The organism is Brevundimonas bullata, from assembly GCF_014207965.1.
Classification (GTDB): Bacteria; Pseudomonadota; Alphaproteobacteria; order Caulobacterales; family Caulobacteraceae; genus Brevundimonas; species Brevundimonas bullata_A.
In genome coordinates this window covers 171,147-187,352 of sequence record NZ_JACHLM010000004.1, presented here as the reverse complement: position 1 = coordinate 187,352, position 16,206 = coordinate 171,147, and the positions used below count along the sequence as shown (strand labels likewise).

20 protein-coding genes are annotated in these 16,206 nt (G+C 67.5%); 7 read left to right on the top strand and 13 right to left on the bottom strand.

Translation table 11 applies throughout. The features are described from left to right. Positions 1–92: 92 nt before the first annotated feature. The 6 genes from HNP51_RS12865 to HNP51_RS12840 all read right to left on the bottom strand — a co-directional run bounded on the left by HNP51_RS12865 (position 93) and on the right by HNP51_RS12840 (position 4,337). Positions 93–1,124: a glycerophosphodiester phosphodiesterase gene (locus HNP51_RS12865; protein ID WP_184271096.1), complete on the bottom strand. Its 1,032-nt coding sequence runs from the start codon at positions 1,122–1,124 to the stop codon at positions 93–95. 228 nt (positions 1,125–1,352) lie between these two features. Next, positions 1,353–2,159, bottom strand: coding sequence for an inositol monophosphatase family protein (locus tag HNP51_RS12860; protein WP_184271093.1), 807 nt, complete (start codon positions 2,157–2,159; stop codon positions 1,353–1,355). A 135-nt stretch (positions 2,160–2,294) separates the two neighbouring features. Beyond that, positions 2,295–2,861 (bottom strand): elongation factor P, encoded by a 567-nt coding sequence (gene efp, locus HNP51_RS12855; RefSeq protein ID WP_184271090.1) that lies wholly within the window; start codon positions 2,859–2,861, stop codon positions 2,295–2,297. Positions 2,862–2,988: 127 nt separating this feature from the next. Next, positions 2,989–3,540 (bottom strand): TspO protein, encoded by a 552-nt coding sequence (locus HNP51_RS12850; protein ID WP_184271087.1) that lies wholly within the window; start codon positions 3,538–3,540, stop codon positions 2,989–2,991. 54 nt (positions 3,541–3,594) lie between these two features. Then, positions 3,595–3,840, bottom strand: coding sequence for a helix-turn-helix transcriptional regulator (locus HNP51_RS12845; protein WP_184271084.1), 246 nt, complete (start codon positions 3,838–3,840; stop codon positions 3,595–3,597). Beyond that, positions 3,840–4,337: a DUF2975 domain-containing protein gene (locus HNP51_RS12840; protein ID WP_184271081.1), complete on the bottom strand. Its 498-nt coding sequence runs from the start codon at positions 4,335–4,337 to the stop codon at positions 3,840–3,842. The genes HNP51_RS12845 and HNP51_RS12840 overlap by 1 nt, the downstream gene beginning before the upstream one ends. A 92-nt stretch (positions 4,338–4,429) precedes the next feature. On the opposite strand from HNP51_RS12840, the gene HNP51_RS12835 reads away from it, so the two are divergent. Together HNP51_RS12835 and HNP51_RS12830 are read left to right on the top strand one after the other, a co-directional pair. Continuing rightward, a complete protein-coding gene (locus HNP51_RS12835; RefSeq protein WP_184271078.1) occupies positions 4,430–5,365 on the top strand; it encodes an ABC transporter ATP-binding protein in 936 nt (311 codons plus the stop codon). Next, positions 5,365–6,090 carry an ABC transporter permease gene (locus tag HNP51_RS12830; RefSeq protein ID WP_184271074.1) on the top strand — a complete coding sequence of 242 codons (726 nt, stop codon included), beginning with the start codon at positions 5,365–5,367 and terminating at the stop codon, positions 6,088–6,090. The genes HNP51_RS12835 and HNP51_RS12830 overlap by 1 nt, the downstream gene beginning before the upstream one ends. A 63-nt stretch (positions 6,091–6,153) precedes the next feature. Here the strand turns inward: HNP51_RS12830 and bfr are convergent, their stop codons facing one another. Together bfr and HNP51_RS12820 are read right to left on the bottom strand one after the other, a co-directional pair. After that, complete coding sequence (gene bfr, locus HNP51_RS12825; protein WP_184271071.1) at positions 6,154–6,654, bottom strand: bacterioferritin; 501 nt, start codon at positions 6,652–6,654, stop codon at positions 6,154–6,156. 166 nt (positions 6,655–6,820) lie between these two features. Next, complete coding sequence (locus tag HNP51_RS12820; protein WP_114817976.1) at positions 6,821–7,006, bottom strand: bacterioferritin-associated ferredoxin; 186 nt, start codon at positions 7,004–7,006, stop codon at positions 6,821–6,823. 123 nt (positions 7,007–7,129) lie between these two features. Between HNP51_RS12820 and thiE the strand changes: the two genes are divergently transcribed. From thiE to HNP51_RS12805, 3 genes are all read left to right on the top strand, one after another. Continuing rightward, positions 7,130–7,789, top strand: a complete 660-nt coding sequence (gene thiE, locus HNP51_RS12815; RefSeq protein ID WP_184271067.1) for a thiamine phosphate synthase — start codon at positions 7,130–7,132, stop codon at positions 7,787–7,789. A gap of 65 nt (positions 7,790–7,854) precedes the next feature. Continuing rightward, positions 7,855–9,531 (top strand): HAMP domain-containing sensor histidine kinase, encoded by a 1,677-nt coding sequence (locus tag HNP51_RS12810; RefSeq protein WP_184271064.1) that lies wholly within the window; start codon positions 7,855–7,857, stop codon positions 9,529–9,531. A 32-nt stretch (positions 9,532–9,563) separates the two neighbouring features. Further along, complete coding sequence (locus HNP51_RS12805) at positions 9,564–10,346, top strand: hypothetical protein (RefSeq protein ID WP_184271061.1); 783 nt, start codon at positions 9,564–9,566, stop codon at positions 10,344–10,346. Between the two features lie 9 nt (positions 10,347–10,355). On the opposite strand, the gene HNP51_RS12800 is transcribed toward HNP51_RS12805, so the two are convergent. From HNP51_RS12800 to HNP51_RS12785, 4 genes are all read right to left on the bottom strand, one after another. Then, positions 10,356–10,688: a VOC family protein gene (locus HNP51_RS12800; protein ID WP_184271058.1), complete on the bottom strand. Its 333-nt coding sequence runs from the start codon at positions 10,686–10,688 to the stop codon at positions 10,356–10,358. A 227-nt stretch (positions 10,689–10,915) separates the two neighbouring features. Beyond that, complete coding sequence (gene eco, locus HNP51_RS12795; protein ID WP_184271055.1) at positions 10,916–11,428, bottom strand: serine protease inhibitor ecotin; 513 nt, start codon at positions 11,426–11,428, stop codon at positions 10,916–10,918. Between the two features lie 46 nt (positions 11,429–11,474). Further along, positions 11,475–12,665 carry an acetyl-CoA C-acyltransferase gene (locus tag HNP51_RS12790; RefSeq protein WP_184271052.1) on the bottom strand — a complete coding sequence of 397 codons (1,191 nt, stop codon included), beginning with the start codon at positions 12,663–12,665 and terminating at the stop codon, positions 11,475–11,477. 74 nt (positions 12,666–12,739) lie between these two features. Next, positions 12,740–13,567, bottom strand: coding sequence for an acyl-CoA thioesterase II (locus tag HNP51_RS12785; RefSeq protein ID WP_184271049.1), 828 nt, complete (start codon positions 13,565–13,567; stop codon positions 12,740–12,742). A 182-nt stretch (positions 13,568–13,749) separates the two neighbouring features. Here HNP51_RS12785 and HNP51_RS12780 point away from each other — a divergent pair, with 182 nt between their 5' ends. Then, positions 13,750–14,241: a helix-turn-helix domain-containing protein gene (locus tag HNP51_RS12780; RefSeq protein ID WP_184271046.1), complete on the top strand. Its 492-nt coding sequence runs from the start codon at positions 13,750–13,752 to the stop codon at positions 14,239–14,241. 60 nt (positions 14,242–14,301) lie between these two features. On the opposite strand, the gene HNP51_RS12775 is transcribed toward HNP51_RS12780, so the two are convergent. Next, positions 14,302–14,760, bottom strand: coding sequence for a hypothetical protein (locus tag HNP51_RS12775; protein WP_184271043.1), 459 nt, complete (start codon positions 14,758–14,760; stop codon positions 14,302–14,304). Positions 14,761–14,992: 232 nt separating this feature from the next. On the opposite strand from HNP51_RS12775, the gene chrA reads away from it, so the two are divergent. Further along, entirely contained in the window at positions 14,993–16,186 is a 1,194-nt protein-coding gene (chrA, locus tag HNP51_RS12770; protein ID WP_184271040.1) for a chromate efflux transporter, read from the top strand. Positions 16,187–16,206: the final 20 nt, after the last annotated feature.

Sequence of the window (16,206 nt, the reverse complement as noted above, 5' to 3'; positions counted from 1 at the left end):
CGGAGAGCCGGGACCGTCCAAGGCTCGACGGTGGGCGCTTCCTGCGGTCCCGGATAGCGGCTGCGCCGCTTCCGGGATGACGTTGACGGTGGCTAGCGCGTCGCCACCGCCGCACCCGGAAAGTCGCTGAACACGGCGTCGACGCCGAGCGCGTAGAAAGCCTTCAGATAGCCGCTCAGGTCCCCGTGGTCGGCGGGAGCGTCGCCGTGGCGGTGTTCCAGCGGCAGGAAGAAGTTCTCGGCGCGGAAGGTCCAAGCCACGACCTTGAGCCCGGCGGTGTGGGCATCGCTGACCAACGAGGTGGCGGGCATGCTGCGGCCTGTGGCGTCGCCCGGCAGGATCAGGCCAGTCTCGACCCCGATCGCATCGGCGTAGGCGGCGATGGCGCTCAGGCCCTCAGCCGTGCTCATGGCGGCGTAGATCAGGTCGGGACGGTCGGCGGGGCCGCCGGAGAGGCTCATCAACTGCAAAAGGGGGGCGTCGATGCGGGCCTTCAGCCTTTGCAGCGGGCCGACCTCGAAACACTGGATGAGGATGGGGGCGTCGGCGTCCGTCAGGCCGTGGCGGTCGAGGGCGGCGACGAAGGCTTCCTCCATCGGCAGGCCGATGCCGGCGAAATAGGACGGGTGCTTGAGCTCGGGGGCGACGCCGATGACGCGGCCGGTGCGGGCGGTCGCCTCGCGGGCGATGGCGACGACCTCGTCGAAGGTCAGGATCGTCTCCTGGCCGTCCCAGGCGGTGTTGGCGGGGCGGAGCAGGGGCAGGCGTTCGCGGGCGCGCAGGATCTTGAGCTCGGCCAGGGTGAAGTCTTCGGTGAACCAGCCGGCGGTCGGGACGCCGTCGATGGTCCTGGTGGTTTTACGGGCGGCGAATTCGGGGCGGTCGGCCACGTCGGTCGTGCCGCCGATCTCGTTCTCGTGGCGGACCACAAACTGGCCGTCGCGGGTCATGACCAGATCGGGCTCGATGACGTCGGCGCCCTGTTCCACGGCTAGCCGATAGGCCGAGGCCGTGTGCTCGGGGCGTTCGCCGGAGGCGCCGCGATGGGCGATGACCTGAGGAGACGCAGACATGGCCGGGGTTCCGCTGAGGAGAAGGGCGGCGGTCAGGATGAGACGGATCATGCGCCGAGGGTAGGGGCAGGACGTGACGCGCGTGTGATTAGAGCGATCCTCCCCTGCGTAGCGGGGGAGGGGGACCATGCGCAGCATGGTGGAGGGGGCGGGATCGAGGTCGTCCCGGATATATTGGAGAGCAGCCCTGCGAAATGTTTGAGGGTGGCGGCCGTGGCCGCCCCCTCCACCGCCTGCGGCGGTCCCCCTCCCCCGTGAAACGGGGGAGGATCAGAGGCCTTACGCCGCTTGCAGGAGCTTGCGCAGCTGCGGGTGCAGTTCAGGGTTGGAGGCCACGATCTGCTTGCCGTTCTTGGGATCGCCGTCGATGTCGATAGTGGTGACGGTGCCGCCTGCTTCGGTGACGAACAGGATGCCCGCCGCCACGTCCCACGGTTGCAGGTTGCGCTCGAAGAAGGCGTCGTAGCGGCCCGCGGCGACCCAGGCGAAGTCCAGGGAGGCGGCGCCCAGACGACGGATGCCGGCGACGCGCTGGCCGACGGCGTGGATGTCCTTGATCGACTGGGCGTGGCCGGTCTTGCCGATGAAGGGCAGGCCGGTCGAGATCAGGCTTTCCGACAGGTCGCGACGACCCGACACGCGGATGCGCTGGTCGTTCAGGTAGCAGCCCTTGCCCTTTTCGGCCCAGAACAGCTCGTTCATCACCGGGTTGTAGGTGACGCCGGCGACGATCTCGGACGAGCCGTCCGGGTGCTTGCGCTCCAGGCCCACCGTGATGGCGAAGTGGGGCATGGCGTGCATGAAGTTGGTGGTGCCGTCGATCGGGTCGACGATCCAGGTGTGCGACTTGTCGGTGCCTTCGACCAGACCGCGTTCCTCGCCGAGGAAGCTGTAGCCGGGGCGGGCCTTCATCAGCAGTTCGAAGAGGGTGTCTTCGGCCTTCAGGTCGGCGGCCGTGACGAAATCGCCGGGCCCTTTGCGCGAAACCTGAAGCTGGGCGACTTCGCCGAAATCGCGAAGCATGGGGCGTGCGGTCTTGCGCACGGCGCCGATGATGACCTGAACGAGAGCAGAGGCGAGGGCCATGGGGTTCTCCTGGTCCGGCTGTCCTTGAAGGCCCTGTCGGCCCGGAGAGACGGAGAAGCAAAAGGGGCGCGGACCATCCGCGCCCCTGTAGATACGTCTTAAGCGCCCGACCTTGGCCGGAAAAGACGGTGTTTGTTAGTCCGCGCGGCGGACGTATTCGCCGGTCGAGGTGTCGACGACGATGCGCTCGCCCACGCCCATGTAGGGCGGGATCATGATGCGGACGCCGTTGTTGGCCTTGGCCGGCTTGTAGGAGGACGAGGCGGTCTGGCCCTTCACGGTAGGCTCGGTCTCGGCGACTTCCAGCGTCACCTGTTCCGGCAGTTCCAGGCCGATCGGACGGTCTTCATGCATCTCGATGATGACCTTCATGCCCTCTTGCAGATAGGGGATGCGTTCGTCGCCGACCCAGCCTTTTTGCAGCTCGATCTGCTCGTAGGTGGCGTCGTCCATGAAGACCAGGCTGTCGCCGTTGTCGAACAGGTAGGAGAAGTCCTTCTGTTCCAGCGTGACGCGCTCGACCTTGTCTTCCGAGCGGAAGCGTTCGTTCAGCTTGTTGCCGGTTTCGAGGTTCTTGGCCTCGACGTTGGCGAAGGCGCCGCCCTTGCCGGGCTTGACGTGGCTGGCCTTGGTGACGACCCAGAGGCCGCCGTTGTGTTGCAGGACCATGCCGGGCTTGATGGTGTTGCCGTTGATTTTCATAAAAACCGCTGGGGTCTGAGGGCTGGGGGCGGCCCGGCCGCTCGTGGGCGGGCACGCGAAATCGCGGCGAGCCGTAGAGGAACAGCGGAAAAAGGGCAATGGGGGCGCTGATCGGCGGTCGGCGGATCTAGGAGGCGATCGGGTCGCCGCGCAGCCGGGCTTCGGCCCGGTTGGCCAGTCGGACGCCCATGCCAGTGGGCGAGGCCAGCTTGCCGGCGGCGGGGTCCAGCTTGCGCGCTTCGTGGGCGAAGGCGGCCGCCAGGCCGGCGGAAGACATGGCGGCCGCGATTTGTGTCGTCAGTCGCGTCGGGCGCACGGCCAGCCAGACGGCGCTGACGGCCTGGGCGGCGATCCACAGGGCCATGGCGGTGCGGCGCTCGGGGCGGGCCGGGGCGTTCCAGACGCGCACGGCGGACAGGGTGGTGGCCGAGAACATGGCGGGAAGGATCAAGCTGATCGGGCCGCGGGGGCGCTCGGTGATCGGGGCGTCGCCGCCCAGCGGCTGAAGCGCGCGGCGCGGCTGCGGGCGGATCAGTCTTGAGGCCGCCGTGGTCGCCGCCAGGGCGAAACCCGCCGTCAAGGCCAGGCCCAGCGCCACATGGGTCCAGTCGCGTCCCTCGGCGTTGAGGAAGTCGGCGGCCTGATCGCGGGCGGTGTCGAGGGCGTCTTCGATGGGCATGGCGGCTCCTGAACAGTTCAGGACATCAAATGACGCGCCGCCGGGGCGGTTCCGTCAGTCCGGCTCGGTCGTGTCCGGCGGCTCGAGGTCGGCCGGGTCCAGATCATAGTCCAGCAGGTCGCCCGGCCGGCAGCCCAGGGCCGCGCACAGCCGGGCCAGGGTGCGAAAGCGGATGCCCTTGACCTTGCCGGAGCGAAACAGGGAGAGCTGTGTTTCGCTGAGCCCGACCTGGGCGGCCAGGTCTCTGGCTTTGATGCCCCTGGCGACGATCAGGGCGTCCAGGGTGACGCGAACGGCCATCAGATCATCTCGTCCAGCTCGGCCTGGACGGCGCCGGCCTGATCCACCACCCGCCCCAGCAGAAACAGGGCGCCGCCGATCATGCCCAGGGTCATCCCGGCCACGTCGAAATGCAGATAGCCGCCCTGGCTGGAGCCGATCAGGCGCAGCAGGTTGGTGACGACGAAGACGCTGATCACTCCGCCGAAGCCGAGCGCCAGCCCGACCCGGCGCAGGGTCGAGGCCAGGGTGGGCTGGATCAGCCGCCCCTTGGCCAACTGCCCCATGCCGGCGCCGATCGACCAGACGCCGAACAGATAGCAGACGGCGGGGGCGATCCAGATCAGAGAGGCGGCGACATCGCGCCCGCCTGTCAGGGTCGGCGTGCGCCCCCACTGGACCAGCGGAGCGACCAGGTGGGCGAGGATCAGCAGCAGGCCCACGCTGGCCACCATGAAGACGGCCAGCCAGCGGTACTGGCCGCACAGGCGCCGAAAGCGGTCGAGATCGTGGGTCATCTGGCGGTTCCGAATCTGACTGATCTTTAATCTTGACTTAAAGATCGGCGCTTCGCAACTTTATCTAAGAGTTAAACGAATGGAGGGCGATCGTGGTCGGCATGATCGAGACGGAAAGGCTGACGCGGCGCTTTGGCGCGCGGACGGCGGTGGAGGCGGTGTCGATGACCGTGCCGGATCAGGCGGTCTATGGCTTTCTGGGCCGCAACGGCGCGGGCAAGACGACGACGCTGAAGATGTTGCTGGGTCTGATCCGACCGACGGCGGGGACGGCGCGGGTCGGTGGCGTGGACGTGGCCCGCGACCGCACCGGCGCGGCGCGCAAGATCGGCGCCCTGCTGGAGGCGCACGGCTTCTACGGCAATCTGACCGGGCGCGAGAACCTGGATCTGAGCCGCCGGCTTCTGGGCCTTCCGCCCAGCGAGATCGACCGGGTGCTGAGCGTGGTGGAGATGCGGGCGGACGCGGGGCGCCGGGTCGCGGGCTATTCCCTGGGGATGCGGCAGAGGCTGGGGCTGGCCCGGGCCATGCTGGGCGCGCCGCCGGTGCTGGTGCTGGATGAGCCGACCAATGGTCTGGACCCGGACGGCATCGCCGAGATGCGCGGCTTTCTGCGCGACCTGCCCGCCCGGACCGGGGCGACGGTCCTGCTGTCCAGTCATTTGCTGGGCGAGATCGAGCAGATCGCCACCCATGTCGGGGTGATCCATCAGGGACGGCTGGTGCTGGAAGGCGAACTGGCCGCGCTGAAGGCGGCGGAGGCGCCGGAGATCACCCTGCGGGTCGACGACCCCCAGCGCGCGGCGGCGGTGCTGCGGCGATGGGACCTTACCCTGGTGGAAGGCGCTGACGGCATGATCGCGCGCCTGCGGCCCGGTCAGGATCACGACCAGGTCGCCGCGGGGCTGAATCGGGCGTTGGTGGAGCAGGGGGTCGGGGTTTTCGCCTTTGGCGCCCGCGAACGCTCGCTGGAGGGGCTCTATCGCCAGGTGACCGAAAACACTCAACCCCTGCCGGAGGCCGCGTGATGCTGACCGTTCTGTCTGTCGAGGTTCGCAAGCTGAACCGTTCGCTGGCCCTGCTGCTGGCCCTGGCGGCGCCCGGGCTGATCGCCCTGTTCGGCTTCCTGATGATGCTGCGCGCCAAGGAGGCCGTGACCTGGGACATGGTCATGGGTTCGGCGGTCGCCATATGGGCCTATTTCATGATGCCGATGAGCGTCACGGCCCTGACCGCCCTCGTCGCCCACATGGAGCATGGGCCGAGGTCCTGGGACCATTTGCGCGCCCTGCCCATTCCGCGCTGGAGCCTGTACGCGGCCAAGGCGATCTGCGTCATCGGTCTGGTGGCGCTGATGAGCGTGGCGGTGCTGGGGCTGTCTGGAGCCGCGGCCTTCCTCGCCGCCCAGATCAAGCCGGTTGTGGCGCCGACCGGCGTGTTCGAACTGGCGGCCTATGCCCGGTCTCTGGGACTGATGGTCGTGGCGGGCACGCTGATGATCGCCATTCAGTTCTGGGTCGCGATGCGCTTCGCCAGCTTCGTGCCGGCCCTGATCGTGGGCATAGGCGGGACCTTCTTCGCGGTCGTGGCGACAGCCGCCAGGCAGGGCGTCTTCATGCCGTGGCAGATGCCGGTCAATATCCTGGCGGGCGAGGCCTGGCGGATGCAGACCGCGCTGGGGCTGGGCGGGGGCCTGGGCCTGGTGGTGCTGATCCTGGCCGTGGCGCACCTGGCGCGGCGCGAGGTGCTCTAGGTCAAGAAAAGGGGGCGGCCGAACCTCGACCGCCCCCTTCCTTGATGATGGCGCTGAAGGCGATCAGTTGCCGGTGGCGGCGCCGTCGGTCTTGATCTCGCTCATGGCGGACTGGAGGTAGTTCTGGGCGCCCAGCAGTTCGATCAGCTTGTGCTGGTTCTCGAGGAAGTCGACGTGCTCCTCGGTGTCAGCCAGGATCTTCATCAGCAGGTCGCGGCTGACGTAGTCGTGGGCGGCTTCGCATTGAGTGACGGCGTCGCGGGTCGTGGCGCGGCTGTCGATTTCCAGCTGAAGGTCGGCGCCCAGGCATTCGATCGGCTCTTCGCCGACCTTGAGCTTGTGCAGGTCCTGCAGGTTAGGCAGGCCGTCGAGGAAGAGGATCCGCTTGATCAGCATGTCGGCGTGTTTCATCTCGCCGATCGATTCCTGATAGATCACGTTGCCGAGGTGGCTGAGGCCCCAGCTTTCGAACATGCGCGCGTGCAGGAAGTACTGGTTGACCGCCGTGAGCTCGTTGGTCAGCACCGCGTTGAGGGTGCGGATGATCGCCGGATCGCCCTTCATGGTCGTCGCCTTTCGTCGTGGGCGGCGAAGGGAGGCCGGAACGGCGCTCCAGACTCAACGCAGCCTGTCAGGAAGGCTTTTACCACGGCAAAGGCGACGTGGTTCATTTGCGAATATTTATCACTGCATTGATAGTGCGAGTGAATTTCGCTGTCAGATGCGTCGACTACTCAGCGGCGAGGGCGAAGGCCTGCTGGGTGTCCTGAATCATCTGGCGCATTTCGCACACGCATTTCGCGCACTGGGCAGTGCATTGATTGGATGCGAAAATCTCACGCGGGCGAGTGGCGCCCGCCTCGATGGCTTGGGCGACGTCACGCTGGCGAAGGCCGTTACAGTTGCAGACGTACAAGGCGGCAAGCCCCGAGGCAGTTACTGAGAATGGCTCGCTATAGCAGGTCTTAAGGCGAGTGCAAATCGTTCGCATAGGGTTGCGACATTGACGCCCGGCGCGGGGACGGGCAGGGCGGGGGGCATGGCTCGTCAACCCGCTCTTCCGCCCCGCCCGCCCTGTCAGCTGTATCTGATCACGCCGCCGGCCATCGCCGATCTGGAGGCCTTCGCCGGTCTGTTGGAGCAGGCCCTGTCGGCGGGGCCGGTCGCGGCCCTGCAGATCCGGCTGAAAGACGCGTCGGATGATCAGATCAAGACCGCCGCGGCGCGGCTGGCCCCGATCGCCCAGGCTCATGGCGTGGCGGTGATCCTGAACGACAGACCCGATCTGGCGAAGGTGACAGGCTGCGACGGCGTGCATGTCGGCCAGGACGACACGCCGGTGGCTGAAGCCCGGCGCATCATGGGGCCCGACGCCATGATCGGCGCCACCTGCCACGACAGCCGCCATCTGGGCATGGAGGCGGCTGAGGCAGGCGCAGACTACGTCGCCTTCGGGGCCTTCTTCCCGACCGACACCAAGCAAACGACGCATCGGCCCGAACTGGCTGAACTGACCATCTGGCAGGAGACGATGGAGACGCCGTGCGTGGCTATCGGCGGCATCACGGTCGAGAATGCGGCTCAGGTGGCCGCTGCGGGCGCCGACTTCGTGGCCGTCAGCGCGGGCGTCTGGAAGCATGCCGACGGACCGGCGGCGGCGGTTCGCGCGTTCAACGCCGTGCTCGAAAGCGCCTTCTGACTTCAGAGGATGTTTAGGAAGGTCCGGCAGGATGGGAGCGTTAGTCGCGTACACCGGACCCGATCATGACGATGAGCCGAGCGCTCGACAGGGCTGAAACCGTTCTCGACGCAGACACTGCGGACGGCGGCGCCCTTTTATCCGCGCCCAACACCGCCTTCTTTCGTCAGCCTCTTGCGCCAATTCTGACCGCGGTCGGCGTGACCATTCTGGTCGTGCTGGCGATCAGTTTCGCGCGGACCAACGGTCTGGTCGCCGCTCTGTGGGGCGCGGGCGCCTTGGCGATGGCGGTCTGGCTGCGGGGCGGTCGAGGCCTCACCTATGACCTGGGGTTCGGCGTTCTGGTGGTGACAGGCGTGCTGGCGGGCGAGTTCCTGGTCGGCAATGGTCCAGTCCTGTCCGTCATGTTCATGCTGATGAACCTGATGGAGATCGTCCTGGCCGTCGTGCTGGTGCGCCGCTTCGTTCCCGGGTTGAGCATCAACTCGGTCGAGGGCCTGGGCAAGTTCCTGGGCGTCTGCGCCGTGGCGCCCCTGCCGTCCGCCGTCATCAGCGCCCTGGCTTTGAACGCCATGCTGGACCTGGATGTCATCGACGGGGCGCGGATCTGGTGGTTCGGCCACGCGCTGGGCTTTGCGGTGATCGGCGCCTTCGGGCTGGCCCTGCAGCGGAGACATCTGGCGATCGTGCGTCAGCCGGGGCGGCTGGCGGAGGGCGTGGCCCTGCTGGGGCTCATCGGCGGCGCCTGCTACGCCATCTTTTCGCATCTGAGTCTGCCTTACGGATTCCTGTTGATGCCGCTGCTGCTGCTGATGGCTGTGCGGTTCCGGGTGTCCGGCATCGCGGCCGCCCTGGTCGTGGTGACGGTCATGGCCATCGGCGGGACCATGGCGGGCCACGGTCCCTATCATTCGTTCGCAGCCGAGAATCGCGCCGTGCTGGCGCAGCTTCTGGTGCTGCTGGGCTACATGCCGATCCTGATGGTGGCGGCCTTGCTGGAGGAACGCGACCGGCTGGCGGAGCGGGCGCGGGCGGGACGCGAGCGAGCCGAGCGGGCCTCGGCGGCCAAGTCGCGGCTGCTGGCCAACGTCGCCCACGAGATCAAGAGCCCCGTCGGCGGCATCATCGGTATCGGCGAGCTGTGGGCCGGCGGCCAATTGGGCGCGACCTCGGCCGATCAGGTCGAAATGGCGCAGATGCTGGTCAAGACGGCGCGGCAGGTCGAGGCTCTGGCTCATGACCTGCTGGACGTGGCCCGGGCCGAATCCGGGGCGGTGAAGGTCGAGCTGCGGCCCACCGACGTGGCCGGTCTGCTGGAAGACGTGCGGCGCGGCCTGATCCTCAAGCCAGAGACCAAGGGCCTGTCGGTCGAAGTGCAGGTCGAGGGCGACGCCCTGATCGCCCAGGCGGATTCCCAGCGTCTGGCCCAGGTCATCGGCAATCTGGCCGGCAACGCGGTCAAGTACGGCGCATCGGGAGGGCGGGTGCTGATGCGCACGGCCTGGGCCGATGATCGCGTGCGGATCGAGGTGACCGATTTCGGGCCGGGGCTGAGCCTGGACAAGCAGGCGCAACTGTTCGAGCCGTTCAACCGTCTGGGGCTGGAGCGCTCGGCCATCGAGGGCCATGGCATCGGCCTGGCCCTGGCCAAGCGCCTGACCGAGCTGCAGGGCGGCGAGATCGGCGTGATTTCGACGCCGGGCGAGGGCGCGACCTTCTGGGTCGAACTGCCGGCGGCTTGACCGCCGGGCGGGGCGGGGGCCAAGGTCGCGCCATGAAAACCCTGCTTCTCGCTTCCGTCTTGTTGAGCCTGGCGCCCGTGGCGGCCCAGGCGCAATCCCAGGCGCAATCTCGGGCCCCCGCGCAGAGCGCCGAGGAACTGACCCGGCTGCTGAACGGAGCGCCGCCTGCCGCGCGTCCGGCCGCTCCGGCTCCGATGCTGAGCCCTGCGCCGATGACTGCTGCGCCTGTTCGACCGACGGCGGCGCCGACGCCGAGGCCTGCGCCTGCTCAGGCGGTCCCCGCCCCCGCGCGAGTGACGTCTGCGCCTGTTCCACGCCCTGCGCCGACGCCTGCTCCGGTTCCAGTTGAGCCAGCGCGCGCCCCTGTAGCCGCGACGCCAGTTATTCCAGCCCGGCCCGCTCCGGCGCCTTCGGCGGTTTCGGCCCCGGTCAGAGCGACGGCGCCGGCGCCGGGCGCGCTTAGCGCCGCCTCAGTCGCCGCCCTGCCGTTCCGCATCGAGCTGCCCAGCGGGGTTCAACTGTTTGAGGGGCGGGCTGCGCCGGACTCCAAGGTCTGGTCTGTCCGCAAGGGCGCCAAGACCCTGGCCATGATCTATGCCGGACCATCGTCGCAGTTTCCCATCTATGACGGCGAGCAGGTGACGGCGGCGGGCCGCGTCTCGGTCATCGTGCCGGAGGGGACGCGCCGGATCGCCATGGAACATTTGTTCCAGCGGCCCGACGCTCCGCGGGAAATCCACGTCTGGCTGATGAGCCTCGACGGCGCCGACCGCGACGCCGCCGAGCGGATCGCTCAGTCGGTGGACCCTAAATAGGCTTCGAGTCTATTCCGACCAGACGGCCATGTCGTTGCCGGACGGGTCGCGGAAGTGGAAGCGGCGACCGCCGGGGAAGGCGAAGATCGGGTGGGTGATTTCGCCACCTGCCGCCTGCACCTTCGCCAGCATGGCTTCAAGGTCCTGGGCGTAGAGGATGGGCAGGGGCTTTGGCGTCATGGCCTCGGTGGTGAAGCCGCCGTCCAGGCCCTCGCCAAAGGCCGCGTAGTCGGGGCCGTAGTCCTGAAACACCCAGCCGAAGGCCGAGGCATAGAAGGCCTTGTGCGCCGTCATGTCGGTGGCGGGCAGTTCGAGGTAGTCCAGCTTGCCGTCTTCGCGCATGGCGAGTCTCCAAAAAATGACGGCGGACGCTTGCACGGCAGCCGACTCTGCGCAAACCTGCAAATGGTTCGCAAATGCAGGAGTCGGCCCATGATCGTCCTGAGCGCCGGATGCGCCTCGCTGGCTTCGCTCATGCGCGAGGCGGAGCGATGCGCGGGGCGGGAAACGAAACGGGCGCCGGTCGAAAACGACCGACGCCCGCGTCTGGTGTCCATCAATGACGGCGATCAGCGCGCCGTCTGGGTCTCGCCCGCGCGCCACACACGATAGCGCACCTCGACGTCCGACGGGGCGTAGACCACCACCGGCAGGCGCGAGTTGTAGCGGATCAGCGGCTGTTCCTGCGTGGTGACGAAGGCCTGTCGTTCCGAGCCGGGGGGGCAGCCCATCATCGTGCTCGCGGCGTTCCCCAGGGCCGGCAGGACGTAGTAGTCGTAGCCCCAACCCTCGGCCGTGCGGGTCTCCAGTCGGCCGCCGAAGAACTGGCGGTTGCAGTCCACCGTCTGGGTCTTGCCCAGGATCAGCTCGACCTTAAGCGCGCTTTCGTCGGCCTGGGCCGGCAGGGTGATGACGTGGCGCGTCTGACCCGCGCTGGCGGCGGGGAAGGCCTTCAGGGCGTCGGCGGTCTGGGCGCTGGGCGTGCTGTCGGTCATCGGGCTTCCCGCCTGAGCGGTGGCGCAGGCCGCCAAGGTCAGTGCGGCGACGCCGGCGAAGAGGGAGGGGAGGATTTTCAAAGGCATAGTCTCCACGGCCAAGATTAGCGTGACCGTGGAGAACGCCACAGCTTCAGGGCAGTTCCACGGCCATGGCCACGGCTTCGCCGCCGCCGATGCACAGCGACGCCATGCCCTTCTTGCCGCCGCGCGCCTGAAGCGCCGCCAGCAGGGTGGACAGGATGCGCGCGCCCGAGGCGCCGATGGGGTGGCCGAGCGCCGTGGCGCCGCCGTTGACGTTCAGTTTGGCGCGGTCGATGCCCAGTTCCTGCTGGGCGATCATGGCGACGACGGCGAAGGCCTCGTTGACCTCCCACAGGTCCACGTCCTCGACCGACCAGCCGGCCTTTTTCAGGGCTTTCTGCATGGCAGGCACGGGGGCGGTGGTGAAGAGGCTGGGCTCATGGGCGTGGGCGGCGTGGGCGACGACGCGGGCGACGATGGGCAGGCCGAGCGCCTTGGCCGTGCTTTCGCGCGTCATGACCAGGGCTGCGGCGCCGTCCGAGATCGAGGAGGCGTTGGCGGCGGTGATGCCGCCGTCCTTGGTGAAGGCGGGGCGCAGGGTGGGGATCTTGGCCGGATCGGCCTTGCCGGGCTGCTCGTCCTCGCTGACGGTGACGGGGCCTTTGCGGGTGGCGACCTCGACCGGAACGATCTCGGCCTTGAAGGCGCCCGAGGCGATGGCGGCCTTGGCGCGGGTGAGGCTTTCGATGGCGTATTCGTCCATCTGTTCACGCGTGAACTGATACTGGGCGGCGGAGTCCTCGGCGAAGACGCCCATGGCCTTGCCGGGGGAATAGGCGTCTTCCAGACCGTCCATCATCATGCTGTCGACGATGACGTCGTGGCCGATGCGGGCGCCGCCGCGGTGCTTGTTCATCAGATAGGGGGCGCCGCTCATCGACTCCATGCCGCCGGCGACGATGACCTCGGCGGTGCCGGCCAGAAGGGCGTCGTGCGCCATCATGGCGGCCTGAAGCCCCGAGCCGCACATCTTGTTCACCGTCGTCGCCTCGACGTGCTTGCCGAGGCCGGCGCCGATGGCGGCCTGACGCGCCGGGGCCTGGCCCAGACCGGCGGGCAGGACGCAGCCCATGTAGATTTGCTCGACCTTTTCAGGGGCGACGCCGGCGCGCTCGACGGCGGCCTTGACCGCGGCGGCGCCCAGGTCGGTGGCCTTGACCGTGGACAGCGCGCCCTGGAAGCCGCCCATCGGCGTGCGGGCGAAGGAGACGATGACGACGGGATCGGATGCGGCGGTCATGGGGGGCGTTTCCAGTATGAAGCGTTTCGCGGGGGATTAGGGGAGCCGGAGGCCTGCTGGCAAGCTCAGCCGCCCTAGAGCAGCTTGCGACGCTGACGGGCCAGCGCCAGGGGGCGGCCGTCCGCTCCCCAGGCGACGGCTTCGTCCAGCGACCAGCCCAGGCCGTGATCCAGCAGCCGGTATTCAAAGAAGGCCCAGCCATCGGGCGCGGTCTCGGGCGTCGGGTCGTTGATGAAGTCGTAGCGCAGATCGACGCTGGTCATCATCGGCGGCGCCTTGAAGGCGGTCCAGGCGGGCGGATAGAGGGCGTCCAGCAGGTAGCAGAGCCGCAGTTCGTCCAGTGGGGCGCCGTCGCGGGTCCGCATCCAGACGCGCTCGATCACGGGCTTGCCCTCGTTGCCGCCGAGGATGTTGGGGCCGCCGTCGAAGCGATAGTCGACGTGCTGTGAAAAGCGCGGGGCCATGGGGCCGCTGAGGCCGGGGGCGTCGCTGTCCAGCAAAGGCGGCGGGGCCGAAAGCGGGCTGAGGGTCTCGGCGCTGTCGCCGTCGGCGCCATAGGTGGCGCTGGCGTGGTGGGTCAGGCGCGAGCCTTGCCCGCCCTCGACCACGGCGTAGGCGACGTTGCGGCCGCCGCGCAGCAGGCGGGGGCGGAAATGGAGCGGCTGGCCGTATTTGGCGGCGGCCAGATACTGGACGGTGAGGCTGCGTAAGGGGGCCTTGATCTCCAACCCCTGACGCATGGCCCCGGCGCACAGGGCCGCCAGCAGGCCGCCGAAGGGGAAGCCGGCCTCGGGCGGGGCGGCGATGGGACCGTTGGAGAATTCGCCGGACAGGTGGGCGGCGAGCCCTTGCTCATCGGGGGTCAGGGTCAGGGCGTCGTGCAGCAGGTCGGCTTCGGTCATCGGTCCACGCAACAGCAGGCGAAAGAGGCGCGGGCGGAGACTGAAGCGTCGCCGCCCGCAAGTCGAGGAATGCAGGAACCCGACCGGGGAGTCGTCGGTTCGTTGCTAAAAGAAACTGACAAACTGCGTCCCGATTGGCAACCCACTTGTCAAAAGCCTGACGCGGGGTCACTTTCCGCTGCATGGGACGCACCGCCGACTATAGCCGCCAGAGCTGCTCGATCGCCGCCACGCTGGAGGTGATCGGCGACCCGTGGACCCTGCTGGTCATCCGCGACGCCTTCAACGGCGTGCGCCGGTTCGAACAGTGGCAGGAGCGTCTGGGCGTGGCGCGCAACGTCCTGGCGGCGCGGCTGAAGTCGCTGGTTCAGCATGGCGTGCTGGAGCCGCAGCTCTATTCCGAACGCCCGCCGCGCAACGAATATGTCCTGACCGCCAAGGGCAAGGACCTGTACGGGGTGCTGGTGACGCTGCACGCCTGGGGCGAGAAGCACGTCTATGGCGAGGCCGACAGCGGCATCGCCATGATCCACAAGACCTGTGGGCACGACCTGAAACCCCGCATCGCCTGCGGCCACTGCAATGAGATCGTCAAACCCCGCGACATCGAACTGACCTGGGCCGAGAACCGCCCGACGGTGGGCGACGTCCTGCCGAAGGACGAGGCGGCCTAGCGTTGAAGGCGGACTATCTGGACGTCAGCTAAAGGGGGGGCGGAACTGAGCCGCAACCCCTTAGAGGCGGCCTTTTAGCCGTTCTGCGGCGGCCTGCATCCGAGCGTTTGCTGCCCGCTCCATGTCTCGACATTCAGCGGCAGTTTTATCGGGGCGGCTGGAGTCCGCGAGACCTTGCTCATACCCCTGCCTAAAACCCGAAACGAGCCAAGTCGGCACACCCGGAGGCGCCTGATCGGAGGTGAGGCCGTCCAGCCGCGCCTTAGCACCGGCGGGGAGATGAGCGGCGCACGTGCCGGCGTATCTTCCCAAGCCCACGAATGCGGCGACGGCTTCGGCGGCCTCAGGGTTCACCGGCGTGATGATCGGAGGTCCTGCCTCCTGCCCCATGAGGCCGACACTCAAAAATGCAGCAATGATCATCTTCTTCCCCGTATCGAGCAGAGGGCGGCCGACGGACAATCCCGGATTATCCTTGCATACCACTAGGTCGTTGGGGGGAGCCGTAACGATGATCATCCAAATGACCGCAAAAAGTCGATTCGATCCTAGCCTGCGGCGCCGAAAGCGGAGGTTCGCATCCTGACCCAAGAGCGGACGTCGCTTTCGTCAGCTAAGGGGGGGTTGGCGGACATCGCCCCACGACGACCTTGGGCCTTCCTTCTAGGGTCTGCCTGACACATGGTCTGCCATGACACATGGCGAGCGGTCCGCTGTAGCGCCGCGCGTGCTTGGAGATAGAAGCAAGGTGATGGCCGCTGCCCGGGAAGAAGCGATTGCTCCTCGCCTTACGCTCATCGCCCTGTTCCTGAAATTTCTGCACTTCGGCGTCCTGGCATTCGGCGGGCCTGTCGCGCAGATCGCCATGATCCGACACCAGCTCGTTGAGCGTGAGCGATGGATTTCCAGCGCACGGTTTAACCGCTTGCTGGCGGTAATGCAGGCGCTTCCCGGTCCAGAAGCGCATGAGCTTTGCGTACACATGGGGATGTTGGCGCGTGGCCGCATAGGCGGCGTTTTAGCGGGCCTCGGGTTCATGTTGCCCGGCTTTATCCTGATGATGCTGGCGGCATGGGCCTATGACGTCTTGGTCGCCGGTCGCGCTATCTGGACCGGTGCGCTGCTCGGGGTTCAGATCGTCGTGGTGGCGCTCATCATCAGGGCGGTGCCGCGGATCGGGCGGCACGTCCTTGAAGACCGAATGCTGTGGTTGCTGGCAGGCCTCGGCTTTGCGTCCAGCCTTATCGGCGCGCCGTTCTGGATACCGCTCGTCGCTGGAGGCCTGATCTACGGGTTCAGCGGACGACCCTGGATCGCTTTGGGCGTGGGTATGGTCGCCGTTGCGCTATCTGTCATCCTGCACTCAGTCGGGATGACTGCGGCCATCAAGGTCAACGGCCCTATCACTGAAGCGGGAACGCTTGATCTGTTTGTTGCAGGCCTCAAGGGCGGGCTCCTGACCTTTGGCGGGGCCTACACAGCCATTCCCTACGTTCGTGCCGATACCGTGGGACGGGGATGGCTGTCCGACGGCGCCTTTCTCGACGGTGTCGCCTTGGCTGGAGTGCTGCCCGCGCCACTGGTGATTTTCGGTACTTTCGCCGGCTATGTCGCAGGCGGTTGGACCGGAGCCTTGGCGGTGACAGCGGGCATCTTCCTGCCGGCCTTCGCCTTCTCCCTGATACTGTTCGAAAGGTTGGAAGCTGTGGTGGACAACCCGGCGCTGCACCGCGTGTTGGCTGGGGTCGCAGCGGCCGTCGTTGGAGTCATTGGGGCGACCTGTCTCCAGCTGACGTGGTCAACGGCTGAACGTGCGCCGATCCTCTGGGGCGCTGCCCTCATTTTCCTAACAGCACTAGCAGCGGTGTGGCTGGCGAAAGGGAAGTGGGCGGCGCCGCTACTTATTGCGTCTGGCGCTCTCGCAGGGAGATTGATCTTCGGCTGACGGCCTCTGCCTGGGAGCGT